Below are 19,771 nucleotides of genomic sequence, written 5' to 3'. Positions count from 1 at the left end.
CCCGCCATGTTAGGTAACCATTACCTACAAGAGATTAGGGTTGCATATCCTCACCACATCGGCAAAGGTGGGGCGGAAACAACGCAGTCCCAAACGCAGTCACACCATCGAACGCAAGGAAACATGCATGCGGGTCGTCACTTTCGGCTATCAGACCTGGGGTCACAAGACTCTCGAGGCGCTCATCGGATCCCGCCACGAGGTCGTGTTGGCGGTGACGCACCCGCCGAGCGAGCACTCCTACGAGACGATCTGGTCGGACTCGGTCGAGGATCTGGCCCGCGCCCACGACATCCCGGTCCACCTGGCGCAGCGACCCGATGCGGAGCTGATCGAGCGGGTGAGGGCTGCCGAGCCCGACATCATCGTCGCCAACAACTGGCGTACCTGGCTGCCCGGTGAGCTCTTCGACCTGCCCCCACACGGCACGCTCAACCTGCACGACTCGCTGCTCCCGAAATTCACCGGGTTCTCGCCGGTGATCTGGGCGCTGATCAGCGGTGAGTCGGAGGTCGGCCTGACCGCGCACCGCATGGACGACGGGCTCGACACCGGCGACATCGTGCTGCAGAAGGCGGTGCCGATCACCGCCACCTCGACGGCGACCGAGTTGGTGCGCGCGACCATCGACATCATCCCGGAAGTGCTGACCGAGGCCCTCGACCTCATCGAGTCGGGCACGGCCGTGTGGACGCCGCAGAATCTGGCCGATCGCACGTTCTTCCACAAGCGCGCCGACATCGACTCGCGCATCGACTGGTCGTGGCCCGCCGATCAGATCGATCGGCTCGTGCGGGCGCAGTCCGATCCATATCCCAACGCCTACACCCACTTCCGTGGCGAGCGGCTACGCATCACCAAGGCGTCGGTCTCACGGTGCATCTATGGCGGCACGCCGGGCCGGGTGTTCATCCACGAGGGCGACGGCATGGTGATCGTCGCCGGTGCCGACGCCCATCTGGGCCGCAACCGCGGACTCGTCATCGAGCGACTGCGGACCGACGACGGTGTGGAGCACGACGGGAAGGTGTTCTTTCCCCACGGCGGCGGCTACCTCGGCTGAGGCCGATCGGACCTCGATCAGGCGGTGACCTCGATCAGGCGGTGACCTCGATCAGTCTGCCCGTCGCGACATCGAACACGAAGCCGCGCAATGAACTGGTCTTGCTGACGAATGGACTCGTGCGAATCCTCTGCAGTGACTGGCGGACATCCTCGTCGAGATCGGTGAAGGACTCCGCCGACCATGCCGGTTTCTGGCCGATCTCGTTCTGGATGTCGCGTTTGAAGTCGTCGTCGGTGAACGTGAGCATCCCGCAGTCGGTGTGGTGGATCAGGATGATCTCGGTGGTGCCCAGGAGCCGTTGGCTGATGGCCAGCGAACGGATCTCGTCGTCGGTGACCACCCCGCCGGCGTTGCGGATCACATGTGCCTCACCGTCTTTGAGTCCCAGGATGCGGTACACGTCGAGCCGTGCGTCCATGCACGCGATCACGGCGACGTGCCGGCTCGGCGGGAGCGGGAGCGGCCCGTCGAAGGTCTTCGCGTACTCGGCGTTGTTGGCCAGGTATTCGTCGGTGACACTCATGTGTCGATCTTCGTCCCGACGGGCACCCGAGCGTGAGGGTTTGGCCCAGGGTGAGGAATAGTCGGGGCGTCGCCCGGGATCAGCGCCAGTCGGCGAGCAGCTCGGTGGCGCGCTCGGCGAGGTTCATCTGCCACAGCGGACCGAAGCTGACCCGACCCACGCCGAGCTCGGCGAAGTGGGCTCGGGACCCCTGCGCCGGATTGCCGATGGCATTCACCGGCAGCGGCAACTCGGCACACAGCCTGCGCTGGACATCGTCGTCGTGGAACCCGACCGGGTAGAGCGAACTCGCGCCGGCCTCGGCGCACAACGTCAGTCGCGCGACCGCGCGTTCGACCCGATCGGACTCGTCGCCGACCTGCTTGAGGAACAGATCGGTGCGCGCATTGATGACCACCGGAACCCCCGCGGCCGTGGCCGCCGACCGCAGCGCACCGACCAGGTCGGCATGTTCGGCCGCGTCGCGGAGACGGCCGCCCTCGGAGTGCACGGTGTCCTCGATGTTGAGGCCGACCGCGCCGGCGTCGAGCAGACCGTCGATGAGCCGTTCGGGCGATTCGCCGTACCCGGATTCGATGTCGATCGACAAGGGGACGTCGACGGCACCGCTGATCTGGCGGACCCGGGTGAGCAGTTCGTCGAACGTCATGCCCTCGTTGTCGGCGCGGCCGATGGAGTCGGCGACCGGGTGACTGCCGACGGTCAGCGCGGCGAAGCCGCCGGCGACCGCGAGGTTCGCCGACCACGCATCCCACACGGTCGGGAACACGCCCGGATCCCCCGGCCGGTGAAGGTCGAGCAGGGTCTGGGCCTTGGCGGCGAGATCATGAGTTGCCATCGAGGGACTCCTTGAGGTCATTGAGTACCAACCATGCGGCCGCAAGGCCGGATGAGCGGTACCAGACGTCGTCGTCGACGGCGAGGACCCGCTTCCAGGTCGGTGCCCCCATGTCGAGCCACCGATCGCTGAGCAGGACCTCTTTGCCGTGTGCCAGGCCGGCATCGCCCTGAAAACCAACGTAGATCAGATCCGCGTCGGCGTCGGTGAAATTCTCGTCGGTCAGGGTGAACGATCGGGGGGACCGCTGCGGTTCGGGCCGTTGCACGCCGACCGCGGACAAGATCTGACCGGCGAAGGAGTCGGTGCCGGCGACGATCTCCGAATTCCCGGTGAATCTGATCAGCGAGATCTGGTTGTGTTCGGCATCCATCCGGCGGCCGGTCTTGCGGGTCTCGGTGTCGAACTCGTCGAGGAGCCGGGTTCCGCTCGACGATCTGCCGAGGGCATCGGCCACCGCCTGGAACTGCGCGCGCCAATCCGTCCCCGGTTCGATCGTCACGACACGGGTGTCGCCGAACGCCGTCGACGATGCCGCCGTGCGCGGGGTGGTGAGCACGATGTCGGGCTCGGCCTGGGCGGCCGCTGCCGCGTCCGGTGTGGAACCGATCGTCGGCACGGAGGTGAGCTGCGGCCCCAGATAGGCGGGGATCGACCCGTCGGCGGCGACGGCGACGACCTTGGGGCCGATGCCGAGCGCGCAGACGGCGTCGAGCAGCGACGGGTCGGTGACGACGATGCGGGTGATGTCGGTGGCACCGGGGTCGGGGGCTGTGGGGGCCAGGCAGGTGCGCGTCAGGTCGCGGTCGGCGTTGACGATGTTCACCTCGGCGACGCGGGTGGTGACGGTGGAGATGGGCGACCCGTCCGGGTCGGTCAGCGGTTGATCCTGCCCGCAGGCGGCGAGGATGCCGACGGCGCACACGGACATGATGACGCCGACCATCCGCGCCGGACCGCGGGTCATCCGGGGCCGGGATCGGGCAGTCGGAATCCGGGTCTCGCCGCTGCGATGCACGCGATCACGCTAGCACCGGGGCGGACGCCGTCCGATCGCGGTCGCGGCGCGGCGCGCGACACGCTCCCCGGCGGCCGTCGGCGGCACCGCGCGTCGTCTGCGGCGCGCCTGCTGATCTGCGGCGATGGGCTCGTTCGCAGATCGAATACGACAGATCGTAGGACCCACTCGGCTACCGTCGGTATGAGGGTTTAGGATCAGTTACCAGCGCTCGTTTTGTTCATGTGGCGACCGCGGGGAATCGGCAGGTTGACCGACCCCGACGGCTGCGCAACGAGGAGGATCTGTGACCGCGGTTGACCAGCCCACCACGCAAGTGGCTCCAGTGCGTCCCTTTCCGGAGCGCTATCAGCCCAAGGGTTCGTTCATCTACAAGCTGATCACCACGACCGATCACAAGCTGATCGGCATGATGTACATCACCGCCTGCTTCGCCTTCTTCCTCATCGGCGGACTGATGGCGCTGTTGATGCGTGGTGAGCTCGCCCATCCGGGCATGCAGTTCCTGTCGACGGAACAGTTCAACCAGCTGTTCACCATGCACGGCACCGTGATGCTGCTGCTCTACGCGACGCCGATCGTCATCGGCTTCGCCAACTTCGTCCTGCCGCTGCAGATCGGCTCGCCCGACGTCGCGTTCCCACGTCTGAACGCGTTCGGCTTCTGGCTGTTCGTCTTCGGTGCATGCATCGCGCTGGCCGGCTTCATCACCCCCGGTGGTGCGGCCGACTTCGGCTGGACCGCCTACACCCCGCTGACCGACGCCATCCACTCGCCGGGCGTCGGCGCCGACCTCTGGATCATGGGTCTGGCCGTCGGTGGTCTGGGCACCATCCTGGGTGCGGTCAACATGGTGACCACGGTCGTCTGTCTGCGTGCACCCGGCATGACCATGTTCCGCATGCCGATCTTCACCTGGAACATCCTCGTCACCAGCGTGCTGATCCTGCTCGTCTTCCCCCTGCTGACCGCGGCTCTGATGGGACTCGAGGTCGACCGCCAGTTCGGTGCCCACCTTTACGACCCCGCCAACGGCGGCGTGATCCTCTGGCAGCACCTGTTCTGGTTCTTCGGGCACCCCGAGGTGTACATCATCGCCCTGCCGTTCTTCGGCATCGTCTCCGAGGTGTTCCCGGTGTTCGCGCGCAAGCCGATCTTCGGCTACTCGGGCCTGATCTATGCGACCTTGTCGATCGCGGCGCTGTCGGTGGCCGTGTGGGCGCACCACATGTACGTGACCGGTGCGGTGCTGCTGCCGTTCTTCTCCTTCATGACCTTCCTGATCGCGGTCCCGACCGGTGTGAAATTCTTCAACTGGGTCGGCACGATGTGGCGAGGGAACATGACGTTCGAATCGCCGATGTTGTTCTCGGTCGGCTTCATCGTCACCTTCCTCTTCGGTGGCCTGACCGGTGTGCTGCTCGCCAGCCCGCCGCTGGACTTCCACCTCTCCGACAGCTACTTCGTGGTCGCGCACTTCCACTACGTGCTCTTCGGAACGATCGTGTTCGCCACCTACGCCGGCATCTACTTCTGGTTCCCCAAGATGACCGGACGCATGCTCGACGAGCGTCTCGGCAAGTGGCACTTCTGGCTGACGTTCATCGGTTTCCACACCACGTTCCTGGTGCAGCACTGGCTGGGTAACGAGGGCATGCCGCGTCGCTACGCCGACTACCTGCCGTCGGACGGTTTCACCACGCTGAACATGATCTCGACCGCAGGTGCCTTCATCCTCGGCCTGTCGACGCTGCCGTTCCTGTGGAACGTCTTCCGCAGCTACCGTTACGGCGAGGTCGTCACGGTCGACGACCCGTGGGGCTTCGGGAACTCGCTCGAGTGGGCCACCAGCTGCCCGCCCCCGCGGCACAACTTCACCGAGCTGCCCCGTATTCGCTCGGAACGCCCTGCCTTCGAACTGCACTATCCGCACATGATCGACCGGATGCGGGCCGAGGCCCACGTCGGCCCGGGTCACGGGGACAGCAGCAAGTCGGTCGAGGACTCCCGTCGGGAGCCGTTGACGACGGGCAGTCACGAGGGTTCCGGGGATTCGGATCCCCGCTGACGTCGCCGGCGAACGCGAACACGTGGCGAACACTCCGGGTGACACGACAGTTCTGATCACCGTCACCGGGCCGGACAAGCCTGGCGTCACCTCAGTACTGATGGGGGCTTTGGCAGGCCAGCAGGTCAGTCTGCTCGATGTGGAGCAGGTGGTGATCCGCGGCCGGCTCACCCTCGGCGTGCTGGTGTCGGCGTCCGGTGACGCCGAAGAGCTCCAAGACGTGGTCGAGCAGGCCATGGCATCCATCGGTATCGACGTCATCGTCGAGGTGGGCGCGGCGAGCACCGGTCGGCGTCCGTCGAGTCATGCGGTGGTGGTACTCGGCAGCCCAGTCACCGCACGCGCATTCCGTGCGCTCGCGGCGGAGCTGGCCAGTCAGGGCGCCAACATCGATCTGATCCGCGGGGTCGCCGACTATCCGCTGACCGGACTGGAACTCATGGTCAGCACCGGGCGTGACAGCATCGCTGCCGACTCGGCACTGCGCAAGGGCATGGCGGCCGTGGCGGCGCGTCACGGCGTCGACATCGCCGTCGAGCGCGGCGGTCTCGCCCGGCGGGCCAAGCGGGTCATCGTCTTCGACGTCGACTCCACCCTCATCCAGGGTGAGGTCATCGAGATGCTCGCCGCGAAGGCCGGCCGGGAGGCCGAGGTGGCGGCGGTGACCGAGGCGGCAATGCGTGGCGAACTCGACTTCTCCGAATCGTTGCACCAGCGTGTGGCGGTCCTGGCCGGGCTGGACGCGAGTGTGATCGACGACGTCGCGAGTTCGTTGCAGCTGACCCCGGGCGCCCGGACCACGATCCGCACCCTGCATCGACTCGGCTACCACTGTGGTGTCGTGTCCGGCGGATTCCGCCAGGTCATCGACGGACTCGCGCATGAGCTCGAGCTCGACTTCGTCCGGGCCAACACCCTCGAGATCGTCAGCGGCAAGCTGACCGGCCGCGTGATCGGAGAGGTCGTGGACCGGGCCGGAAAGGCCAAGGCGCTACGGGCGTTCGCCGATCAGGTCGGCGTACCGATGGAGCAGACGATCGCCGTCGGTGATGGCGCCAACGACATCGACATGCTCTCTGTGGCCGGGCTGGGGATCGCGTTCAACGCCAAGCCGGCCCTGCGTGAGGTCGCCGACGCGGCGTTGAGCCACCCGTTCCTCGACGCGGTCCTGTTCATCCTCGGGGTGACCCGTGACGAGATCGAGGCCGCGGACGCTGCCGACGGGGTGTATCGGCGGGTCCCGCTCAGCTGAGCTTCTCCCGGATGCTGCGCACGGCGATGTGACCGGCCATGTCGCATTCCTTCAAGGAAGTTCGCCGCGATGGGCGCATCATCGAAGGTGACACACCACAGAGGAGAGGACCTGCAGATGACCGCCACCGGAAACATCGCCGACTTCGCGATGCTGACCCTCGACTGCCCGGATGCGAAGGAATCGGCCGAGTTCTGGTCGGCGGTCCTGGGCTGGGAGATCACCGCATCGGGTGACGGCTACGCAATGCTCAAGGGGTCGGGTCCTGCCCTCGGCTTCGGTTCGGTACCCGACTACGAGCCGCCGGCGTGGCCGAACGAGCACGGCTCCAAGCAGTTCCATTTCGATCTGGCGGTTGCCGATCTCGACGCCGCCGTCGATCGGTGCGTGGCGCTGGGCGCGAGGCTGCCGGCCGAACAGCCGGGGGAGACCTGGCGGGTCCTGCTCGATCCGGCAGGACATCCGTTCTGCCTGACCAAGGCCGAGAACTGGGGGTGAGCAGGCTTGGCGGACACCGCGGCCGAGTTCGACGAGATCGGCGAGTCATCGGACGATGCGTATCGCAGGCTGGTGGGTTATGTCGGGGGCGGCGAGGACCCGGCCGATCCCGCCGATGTACTCGCCATGCAGATGGTCGTGCGTATCGAGAAGGTGAACCCACCCGACCGTGCCGATCTCCTGACCGCCGCGGCACGCGCCGTCGCGATGCTGTGCCTCGATGACCGCGCAGGCGGCGCCGGTCCGTGGGTGGAACCCATGGACGCGTGGTGTCAGGCGCGCATCCGGAAGATCGCCCGACGTGCCCGAGGCGCACAGTGGACTGCCGCGCAGGAGGTGTGGGGGCTCACCGTGTCCGAGGGGGACGCGCAGGCCCGCGCCATCGTGCCCGGCCGGGTCGGCGATGTGGATCGTCGGATCTCGCGACTGCAGATCGGTGGCACCGAACTCGGTGGTGAACTCGCGACGTCGCCGCCGGACGGGGGCGTGGTGCTCTGGATCAACCCCGATCTGGACATGACCGTCGGCAAGTCTGCCGCACAGGTCGGTCACGGCGCGATGCTCGTGGTGACGCTGATGACTGCGGCGCGGGCACGTGCATGGCATGCCGACGGGTGTCCGCTGGTGGTCCGACAGGCGTGCGCGGATCGGTGGGCCGACCTCCTCGTCGCCGAGTCGCACGGCCGGGCGGTTGCGATCCGCGACGCCGGCTTCACCGAGATCGCGCCCGGGTCGGTGACGGTGATCGCGGAGGTGATCGACGGGTGAGTGACGAGCAGCGACTGCCGGAGTGGGCGGGTGACCTGGGCCTCGTGGCACATCCGGAGGGCGGTTGGTACCGCGAGACCTGGCGCAGCACCATGACACTGCCCGGTGCCGTTCTGCCGCAAGGGTATTCGGGCGATCGAGCGGCGGGAACCGCGATCCTTTTCCTGCTGTTGCCCGGTGAGCAGTCGGCCTGGCACACCGTCCGTGGAGCCGAGTTGTGGCTGCATCATCGAGGCTCGCCCGTGGTGCTCGAGCTCGGCGGTGACGCAGGTGTACCCGGTGAGCCGGTCGGGATCGTCGTGGGTTCTGATGTGGGTGCCGGCGAGCAGCCTCAGGCCGTGGTGCCGCCCGGTACGTGGCAGCGAGCGCGCCCGCGCGGTGACGAGCCTGCGCTGGTGAGTTGCATCGTGGTTCCCGGTTTCGACTTCGCCGACTTCCGGCTGGCCGACGACACCTGATCCTCGCCGCCCACCCGCCTGCCCAGCCACTGTTCGTTGATCGAGTAGGCGGCGAGCGGCGGCGAGTCGGCGTATCGAGATCAGGTGCGGCTCGCGGCCTGATCCATCAGTGGCCTGAACGGTTGGGGTGAGCGCTCACGTGGTCAGCGCGACGACGTCTCGCTCGCCGGCGACAGGGCCCGTGCGGGGGCGATGTGTCCCAACGTGTTCCGCCAGATCTCTCGATCCGGTGCGATCGAGGCGACGATGAGTTCGTCGGCATCGGCGTGTCCGGCGAACCAGTCCAGGTAGTCGATGACCTGGGCCGGGGTCCCGACTCCCGCGTAGGTCATCATCGAATCGATCTGGCGTCCCTGCGGCATGTCGAGAATCATGTCCGCTTCGTCATCGGTGAAGCGACGCCCACGCCCGAACAGCGCATTGACGCGATGACGCTTCGCCTTTCGGAGCTGTTCCTGCGCAACGCTTTCCGCGTCGTCGGCGATGACGCACACCCCGGCGATGACATAGGGCGCATCGAGTTGCTCGGAGGGCTGGAACTCGCGGCGATAGAGAGCGACGGCCTCCTCCAACGCCTGCGGAGCGAAATGTGAGGCGAATGCGTAGGGCAGGCCGAGTGCCGCGGCGAGCTGGGCACCGAAGAGCGAGGAGCCCAGGATGTAGAGCGGAAGGTCGGTGCCGGCGCCGGGAGTCGCGCTGACCCCCTCCACACGGGAGTGGCCGCGGAGATATCCCTGCAGCTCGAGGACGTCGGACGGAAAGCGGTCGGCCGACGCCATGGTGCGCCGCAGCGCGGCAAAGGTCTGTTGGTCGCCGCCGGGGGCGCGACCGAGTCCCAGGTCGATACGGCCGGGATGCAGTTCGCCGAGGGTGCCGAACTGCTCGGCGATGGCGAGCGGCGAATGGTTCGGCAGCATGACGCCGCCGGCACCGAGGCGGATGGAGTTCGTGTGCGCCGCCACATGCGCGATCAGCACGGCGGGTGCGGCCGAGGCGATGGTGGACATGTTGTGGTGCTCGGCGTACCAGATGCGCCGGTAGCCCCACTGTTCGGCGCGCTGCGCCATGTCCACGCTGGCGGCGAAACTGTCACGGACACTTTCGCCGGGGCCGACCTGGGCCAGGTCGAGGATCGACAGATCAACACTCATGCCATGGTCAAGGCATCGGGGGTCGTTCGTATTCCATTGTCGGCGAGGATGTGTCGTGTGGGTTCACGCGACGGCTCTGTTCGTGGTGCACGATAGGGGAGTGACCAACGCGAGTGACCCGACCTCCGACGACGTGTACGACACCGACCCCGACCTGTTGGTCGACTTTCGCGATGTGACCCTGGTTCGGGGCGGGAACACCCTGGTCGGGCCCGTGAACTGGCAAGTCGAGCTCGACGAGCGGTGGGTGGTGATCGGGCCCAACGGTGCCGGGAAGACATCGCTGATGCGGCTGGCCTCGGCTCAGGAGCATCCGACGACGGGGACCGCGTTCGTGCTCACCGAGCAACTGGGCAAGGTGGAGGTCCGCGAGCTCTCCACCCGGATCGGCATATCGAGCGCGGCGCTCGCCGAACGTGTACCGCCCGGCGAGATCGTCACCGACCTGGTGATCTCGGCGGGCTATTCGGTGCTCGGCAGGTGGCGTGAAGAGTACGACGACATGGACCGCGAACAGGCGGTGGAATCGCTGGAGTCGATGGGTGCCGAACATCTGGCGGATCGAACCTTCGGCACGTTGTCGGAGGGGGAACGCAAGCGCGTCCTCATCGCCCGCGCCCTCATGACGGATCCCGAACTGCTGCTGCTCGACGAGCCCGCGGCCGGCCTCGACCTCGGCGGACGCGAGGAACTCGTCGATCGGCTCGGCCGGCTCGCGTCCGATCCCGAGGCGCCGGCCATGGTGCTGATCACGCACCATGTCGAGGAGATCCCCGACGGATTCACGCACGCGATGCTGTTGTCGGAGGGTGAGATCGTCGCGCAGGGATTACTCGACGACGTATTGACCAGCGCGAACCTGTCGACGGCGTTCCGGCAGAAGATCACCCTCAGCAAGGTGGACGGCCGGTACTTCGCTCGCCGTTCGCGGCGCGTCGGCGGGCATCGGCGCGCGGCCGGCTGACCGTCGCGCAGCGGGCCTCCCCGGCCGCGCTACTGTCGTCAGAGCGTCCGACGACTGGAGGTTGGTCATGGTCCCATCGGAGTCCCCCGAGCCCGCCCCGCTGCGTGATGCGGCGACCGTGGTTCTGGTGCGCGACACCACTGACGGCATCGAGGTCTTCCTGCAACGACGCGTCCAGCAGATGGCCTTCGCCGGTGGCGTGACGGTGTTCCCGGGTGGCGGCGTCGACCCCCGGGACGCCGATGCCGACATCGGATGGACGGGACCAGACGCGCAGTGGTGGGCAGAGGCGTTCCATACGGAGACGTCCACCGCGCAGGCGTTGGTGTGCGCCGCGGTCCGCGAGACCTTCGAGGAGTGCGGTGTGTTGCTTGCCACGCGCGCCGACGGCACGGTCTCCGACCCGGCGTCCTTCGCGCCGCAGCGTGCCCAGCTCATCGACAAATCGCTGTCCTTCGGCGAGTTCCTGCGCACCGAAGATCTCCGACTGCGGGCAGATCTGCTGCGGCCGCTGGCACACTGGATCACCCCGATCATCGAGAAGCGTCGCTACGACACCCGGTTCTTCCTCGCTGCCATGCCCGCGGGCCAGGTCGCCGATGACCAGACGACCGAGGCCGAAGTGGCGCGATGGGTCCGGCCGCAGGTCGCGCTCGAAGCGTGGATCGCCGGCGAGCACACACTGCTCCCGCCCACGTGGGCGCAGTTGAACCACCTGGCCGAGTACTCGACCGTCGACGAGCTGCTCGCCGCAGAACGGGTCGTCGAGCCGATCGAACCCTCCGTGACACCGGGTGCGGGGATCGCGGGTCTGAAGTTCGACGGCTCGGAGCGCTACTTCGCCGTCGCGGCCGACCGTGAGGTCCCGGGCCTCAGTCGCTGATCGTTCCGGGCCCCTTGCGGCACAGCCCGGTCAGCGCACCCGCCGCGGCGCCACGTCCGGCGAACAGCATGACGATGTCGCGTATGGGCGCCTCGACGGCGCGCCCGGAGCCGAACTCGACGTCGGCGTCGGTGGCCACGAAACGGACGTCCGGATGATCGCGCCGCGGATGGAACGGAAAACGCATCGGCCACAGTCGTCGTGCCACGGCGGTGGCCGCGTCGACGGGCATCGGACGTTCGATTCCCAACGGTACGGCGATGTCCTGCCCGTGGATCAGCACATCGAGGAGGGGTTCCATCTCGGTCGTCCCAAGCGCGTGACGTCGCGATCCGGCCATCGCCCTCAGCTTGTCGGCGGCCTCCCCGGCGGAGGTCGGGTCGTCGATCGCGTACCGATGGACCATGACGTTGAACCGGAAGCCCGAGCGCAGCATCGCGCCGACGACACGCACGGGCTCAGTGGTGGCCTGTGACAGATGCACGGCGACGTCACGCACGGACCACCCATCGCACAGCGACGGGGTCGCGAGCTGTTCGTCGGTCAGGGCATCGATGAGGTCGGCCACCTCCAGCCGCTGTGCGTCGATGTGGCGCCAGATGACATCGGATTCCATGATCAGCCTCCGTCCGAACCGATTGGTCAGGATAGCTGACTATATTAGTCAGGAAGACGTACTAAAGTCAATGGCATGTCCGACGACCAGCCCTCGACCGCGGTCCTGATGTTCATCGCACACCGCGCGACCGAACAGCGCGTCATGTCGCGGATCGCCGACGCGGGTGCCGGCGACATCACGCTCGCCCAGGCGCGCCTGCTCCAGCGACTTGCGCCGGAGCCGATGCGGCTCACCGACCTGGCCGAGCAGGCGGGGGTGACCAAACAGACCGCGGGCGGGCTCGTCGATCAACTCGAGTCGGTGGGGTATCTGATGCGGGTGCCCGACCCATCCGATGGTCGCGCGCGCCTGGTGACCTTGAGCGAGCGTGGTGTCGAACTGTGCGCGATGGCGGCCCGCGAGGTGGAGATCGTCGAGTCGGAATGGCGGGAATATCTGGGGCACAAGCAGTTCGACGATATGCGCGCAAGTCTGATCGCGCTGCGTGCGATCACTGATCCATATCGATGACGTCGGGGTCGGTGCTCGTGGAGTCGCTGTCGATGTCGTCGGCCTCGGCCCAGTCCAGCAGTGTGTCCAAGCGGTAGGCCACGTCGTCGATCTCGGCGTGTAGGTCACCGATCTCGGCGAACCGCGCAGGCATGGTCGCGATGGTGAAGTCGTCCGGCGACACGTCGTCGATCTCCGACCACCGGATCGGAGCCGACACCGTGGCCCGGGGATTGCCGCGCACCGAGTAGGCCGACGCCATGGTGTGGTCACGGGTGTTCTGGTTGTAGTCGACAAACACCGCCGCCGGGTCCCGGTCCTTGCGCCACCAGGTCGTCGTCACGTCGTCGGGGGCGCGGCGCTCGATCTCGCGCGCGAAGGCGTGCGCGGCGCGGCGGACCTGAGGAAATCCCCACTCCGGTGTGATCCGCACATAGATGTGGAGACCGCGGCCGCCGGAGGTCTTCGGAAACCCGCGGATACCGAGTTCGTCGAGTACCTCCTCGACGACGTGGGCCACCCGCTGGATTCGGGAGAACGGGCAGTCGGGCATCGGGTCCAGATCGATCCGCCATTCGTCCGGGGACTCGGGGTCATCGCGACGCGAGTTCCAGGGATGGAACTCCACGGTCGACATCTGCACCGCCCAGATCACGCTGCCCAACTCCGTGACGCACAATTCGTCGGCGGTCCGTCCGAAGCGGGGGAACCAGAGTTCCACGGTCTCCAGCCAGTCGGGGGCACCGGCCGGAATCCGCTTCTGATGGACTTTCTTGCCGCTGACGCCCTTCGGGAAGCGGTGCAGCATGCACGGACGGTCGCGCAGGGCGCGGACGATGCCGTCGCCCACCGCCAGGTAGTACTCGGCGAGATCGCGCTTGGTCTCGCCGCGCTCGGCGAAATACACCCGGTCGGGACTGGACAGCCGGATCACCCGCTCGCCGACCTGCAACTCGATCGGTTCGCCGGCATCGCTCGAGGCCTTCGCCATGACACCACTGTATGGCCTGGAGAACCACCCGATGCGGCCAAACGGTAGCCTTCGACCATGCCTGAGTTCGTCACTCTCGAGACATCCGATGATCACCCAGGGGTCGGCACGATCCTGCTCAACCGACCGCCGATGAATGCGCTCAATCGGCAGGTGCAGACGGAACTGTCCGCTGCGGCCGACGAGGCGACGGTGCGCGACGACATCAAGGCGGTCGTGATCTACGGCGGTCCCAAGGTGCTGGCCGCCGGCGCCGACATCAAAGAGATGAACGACATGACCTACGCCGAGATGAGCAAGGTCGCCGGTCGTCTGCAGTCGGCACTGGGCTCGATTTCGGAGATCCCGAAGCCGACGGTGGCGGCCATCACCGGTTACGCGCTCGGTGGCGGGCTCGAGGTGGCCCTCGGTGCCGACCGGCGGATCGCCGGCGACAACGCCAAACTGGGTGTACCGGAGATCCTGCTCGGCGTGATCCCCGGTGGCGGCGGAACTCAGCGCCTCGCACGCCTGGTCGGTCCGGCGAAGGCCAAGGACATGATGTTCACCGGTCGTTTCGTCGGGGCGGAGGAGGCCCTCGCCATGGGTCTGGTGGACGAGGTGGTCGCACCCGACGAGGTCTACAACACGGCGTTGGCGTGGGCGGGACAGTTCGCGGGCGCTGCCTCCATCGCGCTTGCCGCCGCGAAGAAGTCGGTGGACCAGGGCCTCGGCGTGGACCTCACGACCGGGCTCAAGATCGAGGAGCAGCTCTTCGCCGCGTTGTTCGCCACCGAGGATCGCTCGATCGGGATGAAGTCGTTCGTCGAGAACGGCCCCGGCAAGGCGCAGTTCACCGGTAAGTGATCAACCCGACCGACTCTCGACGAGGAAGCAGCGCAACGATGACCACGAACGTGACGCCGGGAACCGATCCGGAACCCAATCCGCATGCGACCGAGGAGCAGGTCAAGGCCGCGCTCGAGGACACCAAACTGGCGCAGGTGCTCTACCACGACTGGGAGGCGGAGACCTACGACGACAAGTGGTCGATCTCCTATGACGAGCGCTGCATCGACTATGCGCGCGGACGGTTCGATGCGGTCGCGGCCGACCAGCCGCTGCCCTATGAGCGCGCGATGGAGTTGGGTTGCGGGACAGGGTTCTTCCTTCTGAATCTGATGCAGTCGGGCGTGGCGAAGAAGGGTTCGGTCACCGACCTGTCACCCGGCATGGTGAAAGTCGCACTGCGCAATGCGGAGAATCTCGGTCTCGACGTCGATGGTCGGGTTGCCGATGCCGAGAAGATCCCGTACGACGATGACACCTTCGACCTCGTGGTCGGGCACGCTGTGCTGCACCACATCCCGGACGTCGAGCAGGCACTGCGGGAGGTGCTGCGCGTCCTGCGGCCCGGCGGCCGATTCGTCTTCGCCGGTGAACCGACGACCATCGGAGACTTCTACGCGCGGTGGATGAGTCGTGCCACCTGGGCCGCGACCACCAATGTCACCAAGTTCGGCCCGCTGCAGTCCTGGCGGCGTCCGCAGGCCGAACTCGACGAGTCGTCACGGGCCGCGGCCCTCGAGGCTGTCGTCGACATCCACACCTTCGATCCGGCCGATCTCGCGACTATGGCCCGCGCTGCCGGTGCCGACGAGGTGCAGACGGCGACCGAGGAACTCGCCGCGGCGATGTTGGGGTGGCCCGTGCGCACCTTCGAGGCCGCCGTGCCGCCCGGGAAGCTCGGCTGGGGGTGGGCGATGTTCGCCTTCAACGGCTGGAAGCGGCTGTCCTGGCTCGACGAGAACGTGCTGCGGAAAGTGGTGCCGCAGAAGTTCTTCTACAACGCGATCGTGACCGGTATCAAGCCGGGCGTGTGAGTTCCGGAGGCGTCGGCGACTGACTCATGGCGTACACGTTCACGACCGACGACGTCGCGTTTCTACGGTCCGGGCACGGCCTCACGGCCCTCGAGAACACGGCGGCGCTGGACCTTTCGGCGTCGTCGATGATCTCCGATCTCGGTGAACTGCGTGGCCGTTACGGGCCGCACGGGCCGGCGCTGATCGAGACCACCCTCTGCCGTCGCCGCGCGCGCGGCAGGTTGCGGGTGGCCGGGGCGATGCTGTTCACCGATGAGGCGCAGCAGCAGTCCACGGCGACGCCCGTGGCGGCCCACCGTGCCGCCGAGATCGCGACCCGTCACCCGGGTGCCGTGGTGCACGACATCACCTGCTCGATCGGCGCGGAGCTGATGGAACTCGCCGCGCGCGACGATCTCGCGGGAGTGATCGGCAGCGACATCGACGCGGTCCGGCTGTCGATGGCGCGGCACAACGCCGATCTGGTCGACCGGAAGACGACCCTGTTGCGGGCCGACGCGCTGACTCCCACGTCGACGGCCGATGTGATCCTCGCCGATCCCGCCCGCCGTTCGGGATCGGGCCGGGTGTTCCGGCTCGACCAGCTCACGCCGCCGCTGCTGGACGTGCTGACCACCTACGCCGGCCGGCCACTCGGTGTGAAATGCGCTCCGGGGCTTGACTATCGAATGCTCCGTGATCGATTTGGTTTCGCCGGGCAGGTGCAGATCACCTCACTGGACGGTTCGGTCCGCGAAGCGTGCCTGTGGACCGAACGCGACTCGGAGGCTGCGCGTCGCGCCACCGTGCTCCGTTCGGCATCGGACGGCTCGGTGCATGTCGACGAGATCACCGACGGCGAGTCCGACGACGTGCCGGTCGCTGAGGCGGGAGAGTGGATCGTCGACCCCGACGGGGCGATCGTCCGGGCCGGCCTGGTGCGCAACTACGCTCGACGGCACGGACTCTGGCAGCTGGACCCGCAGATCGCCTATCTCACCGGCAACGCGGTCCCCAACGGCGAGCGAGGGTTTCGGCTCATCGAGGCGTCGGGTGTCGCCGACAAGGAATTGCGCAAGCGACTGGCCGTCTTGGATTGCGGCACCCTCGAGATTCTGGTGCGCGGTCTCGACGTGGACCCTGATCGGCTCCGGAAACGGCTGAAACAGAAGGGCTCCCGGTCGCTGGCGCTGATCCTCACCCGGGTCGGTCGCAAGGGTGTCGCCTACATCTGTGAGCCCGGGGTGCGGATGCCGCGAGCGTGATGTCCGCCGGGAGAGTTTCCCGCGACTGATCTTTGCCCTCCGCGGCCGGGTGGATCAGTCACGTGCCATGCTGGGTTGGCTCTCGACGGCGGAGGGTGTGTGGTTCTCGTCGGTTTCGGAGGACCGTTTCGGGATGAGCCAGCACATCAGCGCCGCCAGCACGCACAACCCGGCGGCGATGTGGAAAGCGTTGTCGTAACTGCCCTGGGCATCCCGGATGTAGCCTGCGCCGAAGGCCGCGACCGCCGCTCCGAGTTGATGGGATGCGAAGACCCAGCCGAAGACCACCGGAGTGGACGCGCCGAAGTACTCACGACAGATCGCGATGGTCGGCGGCACGGTCGCGACCCAGTCGAGCCCGTAGAAGATGATGAAGACCCAGGTGCTCGGTTCGGCGTGCGCGGACAGCAGTAGCGGGAGCAGGACGAGTGATGCCCCGCGTCCGAGGTAGTAGACGACGAGCAGGATCCGCGCGTCGACACGATCGGTGAGCCATCCGGAGAAGATCGTTCCCGCGACGTCGAAGATCCCGATCGTCGCGAGCAGCGATGCGGCCATCGTGGTCGGCATGCCGTGATCGTGCGCGGCCGGGATGAAATGCGTGCCGATCAACCCGTTCGTGGTCATCCCGCAGATCGCGAAACTGCCGGCGAGCAACCAGAATGCCGGGACGCGGGCGCCGCGGACCAGTCCTTGGGCGGCGGCACCGAAGGACCCGTTCGGCACCTGCTCCTCGACGTGGCCGGGTTCGGCGCCATAGGCGGTGGTGCCGACGTCTCGCGGGTGGTCGCGAATCAGCAGCAGCACCAACGGGATCACCGCCAGCGCAGCCACCGTGACGAGGATCGAGGCCCACCGCCATCCGTAGCGGTCGGTGACGTGCGCGACCACGGGCAGGAAGATCAGCTGTCCGGTGGCGCTGGCGGCGGTCAGCATTCCGGTGACCAGCCCGCGCCGTGCGACGAACCAGCGTGTCGACACGGTGGCCACGAACCCCATGGAGATGGAACCCGTGCCGAGGCCGACGAGCACACCCCACAGCAGCAACAGTTGCCAACTCGCGTTCATGAAGACACCCAGGCCGGTGCCGGCGGCGATCAGCAACAAGGCGCCGGTGAGCACCGGGCGGATGCCGAAGCGGTCCATCAGCGCCGCCGCGAACGGTGCGGTGACGCCGAACAGGACCATGTTGATCGACATCGCCGCCCCGATCGTCGCGTGCGACCAGCCGAACTCCATGTGCAACGGGTCCATCATCACGCTGGGCACGGCACGGAATCCGGCCGCGCCGATGATGGCGATGAAGCTCGCGGCGGCAACCAACCAGGCCCAGGGCAGATCTCTGCGCGACAAGAGGCGACTCGACATACAGACCAGCATGGGTCTCGTCACGCGGCCGGACCAGTGGCATGATCGACAATATGCATGAAGATCGTGCCAAAAGACGACATCGCGTGGCGGTCCTGCTGCTGCCCCCGATCGTGGGGTTCGACGCGACCATCCCGTCGTTGCTGTTCGGGCAGGCGGTCGACGACGGCGGGGAGCCCCTCTATGAGGTGATCACGTGCAGTCTGGCCTCCGGCCCGACGGATTCGACGACGGACTACCAACTCGTGGCCGCTGCAGGCCCGGAAGTCCTGTCCACCGCCGACACCGTCGTCGTGCCCGGTACACGTGTGGAGCCCGTGCGCACCCACGGAGTGCTGCCCGACGACCTGGCGGCCGCCCTGGCGACGGTGCGACCCGACGCCCGACTGGTCTCGATCTGCACGGGCGCCTTCGTACTCGCCGCCGCCGGTGTGTTCGACGGCCGCCGGGCGACGACCCACTGGCGCTACGCCGACGACTTCCGCCGACTCTTCCCGCGGGTCGACCTCAACGAGCGGGTGCTGTTCACCGACGACGGTGCGGTGTTGAGCTCGGCGGGGCTCGCCGCGGGGATCGACTTGTGCCTGCACATCATCCGGCGAGATCACGGCGCTTCGGTCGCCAACCGGGTGGCGCGGCACTGTGTCGTTCCGCCGTGGCGGGAGGGAGGCCAGGCGCAGTTCATCGAGCGACCGGTGGCCGAGGTCGGGGACAACAGCACCGCGACGACGCGGGACTGGGCCCTGCAGAATCTGGCCGAGCCGCTCACCGTCGCGCAACTGGCAGCGCGGGCACGGATGAGCCCCCGGACCTTCAGTCGGCGCTTCCGGGCGGAGACCGGGCTCTCCCCGGGGACATGGGTGCGTGATCGTCGAATCGACCGTGCCCGTGAGCTTCTGGAGGCCGGTGACATCTCGGTGGACACGGTGGCGGCGCTGTCCGGCCTCGGGTCGGCCGACAACCTCCGGCATCACCTGCGCCGCGGGCTCGGCATGTCGCCGTCGTCGTATCGCAAGACGTTCGCCGGCTCGGGCGGCGGACTGTAAACCGAACCTTGACAGATCCGCACATGTAAACGTAACGTTTACACGTGAGTGATGTCGTGAACCTCGCCGGAGAGGTCGAACAGTACGCGCGGAGTATCTCCACGGGCGGCGAGGTCCGGACCCGGCAAGACGCTCTGGCGCAGGTGTATGACGCGCTGCAGCTGTGTCGCCGCGCCGAGGATCTGCTGAGCGCGACCGCCCGGCAGGCACGGGACGCCGGCTGCACCTGGCAGGAGATCGGTGACGTCGTGGGGGTCACCCGTCAGGCCGCCTTCCAGAGGTTCGGCAAGCCGATCGATCCGCGAACGGGAGAACCGATGAACAGAGCGCCGATAGCCCAGGCGGACGTGATGGCCGCCGATCTGATCGATCGCCTGCGCACGGCGCAATGGGCAATCGTCGCATCGAGATTCAACCCGACGATGTCCGATGCGCTCGACGAATCGGGGCTGGCCGACGCCTGGGCGTCTATGATCGCCATCGGGGGTGAGGTCGAGTCGACCGGTGTCCCCTTCGTCCGGTTGCACGGACTGCACACCGTGGTGGATGTGCCGGTCGAGCAGGAGGCGGGGGCGATGACGGTGCGGGTGGCCTACGACGCCGACGGCTTGATCGCCGGCCTGTTCTTCCTCAATCCGGACGCGGCGCACCGCTCCCTGTGA

General features: G+C 67.3%; 21 protein-coding genes. 14 read left to right on the top strand and 7 right to left on the bottom strand.

Annotation, left to right across the window (positions count from 1 at the left end; translation table 11 throughout):
* Positions 1 to 127 precede the first annotated feature (127 nt).
* Positions 128 to 1,063, top strand: coding sequence for a methionyl-tRNA formyltransferase (locus tag ACVT6V_RS22870; protein ID WP_489896384.1), 936 nt, complete (start codon positions 128 to 130; stop codon positions 1,061 to 1,063).
* A gap of 34 nt (positions 1,064 to 1,097) precedes the next feature.
* Here the strand turns inward: ACVT6V_RS22870 and ACVT6V_RS22865 are convergent, their stop codons facing one another.
* The 3 genes from ACVT6V_RS22865 to ACVT6V_RS22855 all read right to left on the bottom strand — a co-directional run bounded on the left by ACVT6V_RS22865 (position 1,098) and on the right by ACVT6V_RS22855 (position 3,394).
* Positions 1,098 to 1,589: a beta-class carbonic anhydrase gene (locus tag ACVT6V_RS22865; protein WP_489896383.1), complete on the bottom strand. Its 492-nt coding sequence runs from the start codon at positions 1,587 to 1,589 to the stop codon at positions 1,098 to 1,100.
* Between the two features lie 79 nt (positions 1,590 to 1,668).
* Positions 1,669 to 2,427 (bottom strand): isocitrate lyase/PEP mutase family protein, encoded by a 759-nt coding sequence (locus tag ACVT6V_RS22860; RefSeq protein ID WP_489896382.1) that lies wholly within the window; start codon positions 2,425 to 2,427, stop codon positions 1,669 to 1,671.
* Positions 2,414 to 3,394 carry an ABC transporter substrate-binding protein gene (locus ACVT6V_RS22855; RefSeq protein ID WP_489900966.1) on the bottom strand — a complete coding sequence of 327 codons (981 nt, stop codon included), beginning with the start codon at positions 3,392 to 3,394 and terminating at the stop codon, positions 2,414 to 2,416. The genes ACVT6V_RS22860 and ACVT6V_RS22855 overlap by 14 nt, the downstream gene beginning before the upstream one ends.
* A 337-nt stretch (positions 3,395 to 3,731) precedes the next feature.
* Between ACVT6V_RS22855 and ctaD the strand changes: the two genes are divergently transcribed.
* The 5 genes from ctaD to ACVT6V_RS22830 all read left to right on the top strand — a co-directional run bounded on the left by ctaD (position 3,732) and on the right by ACVT6V_RS22830 (position 8,489).
* Positions 3,732 to 5,513: an aa3-type cytochrome oxidase subunit I gene (gene ctaD, locus ACVT6V_RS22850; protein WP_489896381.1), complete on the top strand. Its 1,782-nt coding sequence runs from the start codon at positions 3,732 to 3,734 to the stop codon at positions 5,511 to 5,513.
* A gap of 22 nt (positions 5,514 to 5,535) precedes the next feature.
* Positions 5,536 to 6,765: a phosphoserine phosphatase SerB gene (serB, locus tag ACVT6V_RS22845; RefSeq protein ID WP_489896380.1), complete on the top strand. Its 1,230-nt coding sequence runs from the start codon at positions 5,536 to 5,538 to the stop codon at positions 6,763 to 6,765.
* Between the two features lie 117 nt (positions 6,766 to 6,882).
* Positions 6,883 to 7,263: a VOC family protein gene (locus ACVT6V_RS22840; RefSeq protein WP_489896379.1), complete on the top strand. Its 381-nt coding sequence runs from the start codon at positions 6,883 to 6,885 to the stop codon at positions 7,261 to 7,263.
* Between the two features lie 6 nt (positions 7,264 to 7,269).
* A complete protein-coding gene (locus tag ACVT6V_RS22835; protein ID WP_489896378.1) occupies positions 7,270 to 8,031 on the top strand; it encodes a peptidyl-tRNA hydrolase in 762 nt (253 codons plus the stop codon).
* A complete protein-coding gene (locus ACVT6V_RS22830) occupies positions 8,028 to 8,489 on the top strand; it encodes a cupin domain-containing protein (RefSeq protein WP_489896377.1) in 462 nt (153 codons plus the stop codon). Before ACVT6V_RS22835 ends, ACVT6V_RS22830 begins: the two co-directional genes overlap by 4 nt.
* 143 nt (positions 8,490 to 8,632) lie before the next feature.
* On the opposite strand, the gene ACVT6V_RS22825 is transcribed toward ACVT6V_RS22830, so the two are convergent.
* A complete protein-coding gene (locus ACVT6V_RS22825; RefSeq protein ID WP_489896376.1) occupies positions 8,633 to 9,640 on the bottom strand; it encodes an LLM class flavin-dependent oxidoreductase in 1,008 nt (335 codons plus the stop codon).
* Positions 9,641 to 9,773: 133 nt separating this feature from the next.
* On the opposite strand from ACVT6V_RS22825, the gene ACVT6V_RS22820 reads away from it, so the two are divergent.
* Together ACVT6V_RS22820 and ACVT6V_RS22815 are read left to right on the top strand one after the other, a co-directional pair.
* Positions 9,774 to 10,604: an ABC transporter ATP-binding protein gene (locus ACVT6V_RS22820; RefSeq protein WP_489900965.1), complete on the top strand. Its 831-nt coding sequence runs from the start codon at positions 9,774 to 9,776 to the stop codon at positions 10,602 to 10,604.
* A 67-nt stretch (positions 10,605 to 10,671) separates the two neighbouring features.
* Entirely contained in the window at positions 10,672 to 11,487 is an 816-nt protein-coding gene (locus ACVT6V_RS22815) for an NUDIX hydrolase (RefSeq protein WP_489896375.1), read from the top strand.
* Here ACVT6V_RS22815 and ACVT6V_RS22810 read toward each other — a convergent pair.
* The gene (locus ACVT6V_RS22810) at positions 11,477 to 12,103 is read right to left on the bottom strand and encodes a maleylpyruvate isomerase family mycothiol-dependent enzyme (protein ID WP_489896374.1); all 627 of its coding nucleotides are present in this window, start codon (positions 12,101 to 12,103) and stop codon (positions 11,477 to 11,479) included. The two genes, ACVT6V_RS22815 and ACVT6V_RS22810, sit on opposite strands and share 11 nt — an antisense overlap.
* A 75-nt stretch (positions 12,104 to 12,178) precedes the next feature.
* Here ACVT6V_RS22810 and ACVT6V_RS22805 point away from each other — a divergent pair, with 75 nt between their 5' ends.
* A complete protein-coding gene (locus ACVT6V_RS22805; RefSeq protein ID WP_489896373.1) occupies positions 12,179 to 12,616 on the top strand; it encodes a MarR family winged helix-turn-helix transcriptional regulator in 438 nt (145 codons plus the stop codon).
* On the opposite strand, the gene ligD is transcribed toward ACVT6V_RS22805, so the two are convergent.
* Entirely contained in the window at positions 12,597 to 13,586 is a 990-nt protein-coding gene (ligD, locus tag ACVT6V_RS22800) for a non-homologous end-joining DNA ligase (protein ID WP_489896372.1), read from the bottom strand. The genes ACVT6V_RS22805 and ligD overlap by 20 nt on opposite strands.
* Positions 13,587 to 13,643: 57 nt before the next feature.
* On the opposite strand from ligD, the gene ACVT6V_RS22795 reads away from it, so the two are divergent.
* Genes ACVT6V_RS22795 through ACVT6V_RS22785 form a run of 3 tightly spaced genes read left to right on the top strand, consistent with a single transcriptional unit; the run spans position 13,644 to position 16,695 of the window.
* Positions 13,644 to 14,432 carry an enoyl-CoA hydratase/isomerase family protein gene (locus tag ACVT6V_RS22795; protein WP_489896371.1) on the top strand — a complete coding sequence of 263 codons (789 nt, stop codon included), beginning with the start codon at positions 13,644 to 13,646 and terminating at the stop codon, positions 14,430 to 14,432.
* 38 nt (positions 14,433 to 14,470) lie between these two features.
* Complete coding sequence (locus tag ACVT6V_RS22790; RefSeq protein WP_489896370.1) at positions 14,471 to 15,448, top strand: class I SAM-dependent methyltransferase; 978 nt, start codon at positions 14,471 to 14,473, stop codon at positions 15,446 to 15,448.
* A 26-nt stretch (positions 15,449 to 15,474) separates the two neighbouring features.
* Positions 15,475 to 16,695, top strand: coding sequence for a THUMP-like domain-containing protein (locus ACVT6V_RS22785; protein WP_489896369.1), 1,221 nt, complete (start codon positions 15,475 to 15,477; stop codon positions 16,693 to 16,695).
* Between the two features lie 54 nt (positions 16,696 to 16,749).
* Here the strand turns inward: ACVT6V_RS22785 and ACVT6V_RS22780 are convergent, their stop codons facing one another.
* Positions 16,750 to 18,063: an MFS transporter gene (locus ACVT6V_RS22780; RefSeq protein WP_489896368.1), complete on the bottom strand. Its 1,314-nt coding sequence runs from the start codon at positions 18,061 to 18,063 to the stop codon at positions 16,750 to 16,752.
* Between the two features lie 53 nt (positions 18,064 to 18,116).
* Here ACVT6V_RS22780 and ACVT6V_RS22775 point away from each other — a divergent pair, with 53 nt between their 5' ends.
* Positions 18,117 to 19,109: a GlxA family transcriptional regulator gene (locus ACVT6V_RS22775; RefSeq protein WP_489896367.1), complete on the top strand. Its 993-nt coding sequence runs from the start codon at positions 18,117 to 18,119 to the stop codon at positions 19,107 to 19,109.
* Positions 19,110 to 19,153: 44 nt separating this feature from the next.
* Complete coding sequence (locus ACVT6V_RS22770; RefSeq protein ID WP_489896366.1) at positions 19,154 to 19,771, top strand: DUF3887 domain-containing protein; 618 nt, start codon at positions 19,154 to 19,156, stop codon at positions 19,769 to 19,771.

The sequence above is a fragment of the Gordonia sp. LMA167 genome (assembly GCF_058130025.1).
Note: the sequence above shows the minus strand (reverse complement) of the source record. Positions and strands in the feature narration are given on the sequence as shown.

What these genes read in the sequence shown, in the direction of transcription:
- ACVT6V_RS22870 (WP_489896384.1), top strand. Translation starts at nt 128, where the DNA reads ATGCGGGTCGTCACTTTCGGCTATCAGACCTGGGGTCACAAGACTCTC.
- ACVT6V_RS22865 (WP_489896383.1), bottom strand. Translation starts at nt 1,589, where the DNA reads ATGAGTGTCACCGACGAATACCTGGCCAACAACGCCGAGTACGCGAAG.
- ACVT6V_RS22860 (WP_489896382.1), bottom strand. Translation starts at nt 2,427, where the DNA reads ATGGCAACTCATGATCTCGCCGCCAAGGCCCAGACCCTGCTCGACCTT.
- ACVT6V_RS22855 (WP_489900966.1), bottom strand. Translation starts at nt 3,394, where the DNA reads ATGACCCGCGGTCCGGCGCGGATGGTCGGCGTCATCATGTCCGTGTGC.
- ACVT6V_RS22840 (WP_489896379.1), top strand. Translation starts at nt 6,883, where the DNA reads ATGACCGCCACCGGAAACATCGCCGACTTCGCGATGCTGACCCTCGAC.
- ACVT6V_RS22825 (WP_489896376.1), bottom strand. Translation starts at nt 9,640, where the DNA reads ATGAGTGTTGATCTGTCGATCCTCGACCTGGCCCAGGTCGGCCCCGGC.
- ACVT6V_RS22815 (WP_489896375.1), top strand. Translation starts at nt 10,672, where the DNA reads ATGGTCCCATCGGAGTCCCCCGAGCCCGCCCCGCTGCGTGATGCGGCG.
- ACVT6V_RS22810 (WP_489896374.1), bottom strand. Translation starts at nt 12,103, where the DNA reads ATGGAATCCGATGTCATCTGGCGCCACATCGACGCACAGCGGCTGGAG.
- ACVT6V_RS22805 (WP_489896373.1), top strand. Translation starts at nt 12,179, where the DNA reads ATGTCCGACGACCAGCCCTCGACCGCGGTCCTGATGTTCATCGCACAC.
- ligD (WP_489896372.1), bottom strand. Translation starts at nt 13,586, where the DNA reads ATGGCGAAGGCCTCGAGCGATGCCGGCGAACCGATCGAGTTGCAGGTC.
- ACVT6V_RS22795 (WP_489896371.1), top strand. Translation starts at nt 13,644, where the DNA reads ATGCCTGAGTTCGTCACTCTCGAGACATCCGATGATCACCCAGGGGTC.
- ACVT6V_RS22790 (WP_489896370.1), top strand. Translation starts at nt 14,471, where the DNA reads ATGACCACGAACGTGACGCCGGGAACCGATCCGGAACCCAATCCGCAT.
- ACVT6V_RS22785 (WP_489896369.1), top strand. Translation starts at nt 15,475, where the DNA reads ATGGCGTACACGTTCACGACCGACGACGTCGCGTTTCTACGGTCCGGG.
- ACVT6V_RS22780 (WP_489896368.1), bottom strand. Translation starts at nt 18,063, where the DNA reads ATGTCGAGTCGCCTCTTGTCGCGCAGAGATCTGCCCTGGGCCTGGTTG.
- ACVT6V_RS22775 (WP_489896367.1), top strand. Translation starts at nt 18,117, where the DNA reads ATGCATGAAGATCGTGCCAAAAGACGACATCGCGTGGCGGTCCTGCTG.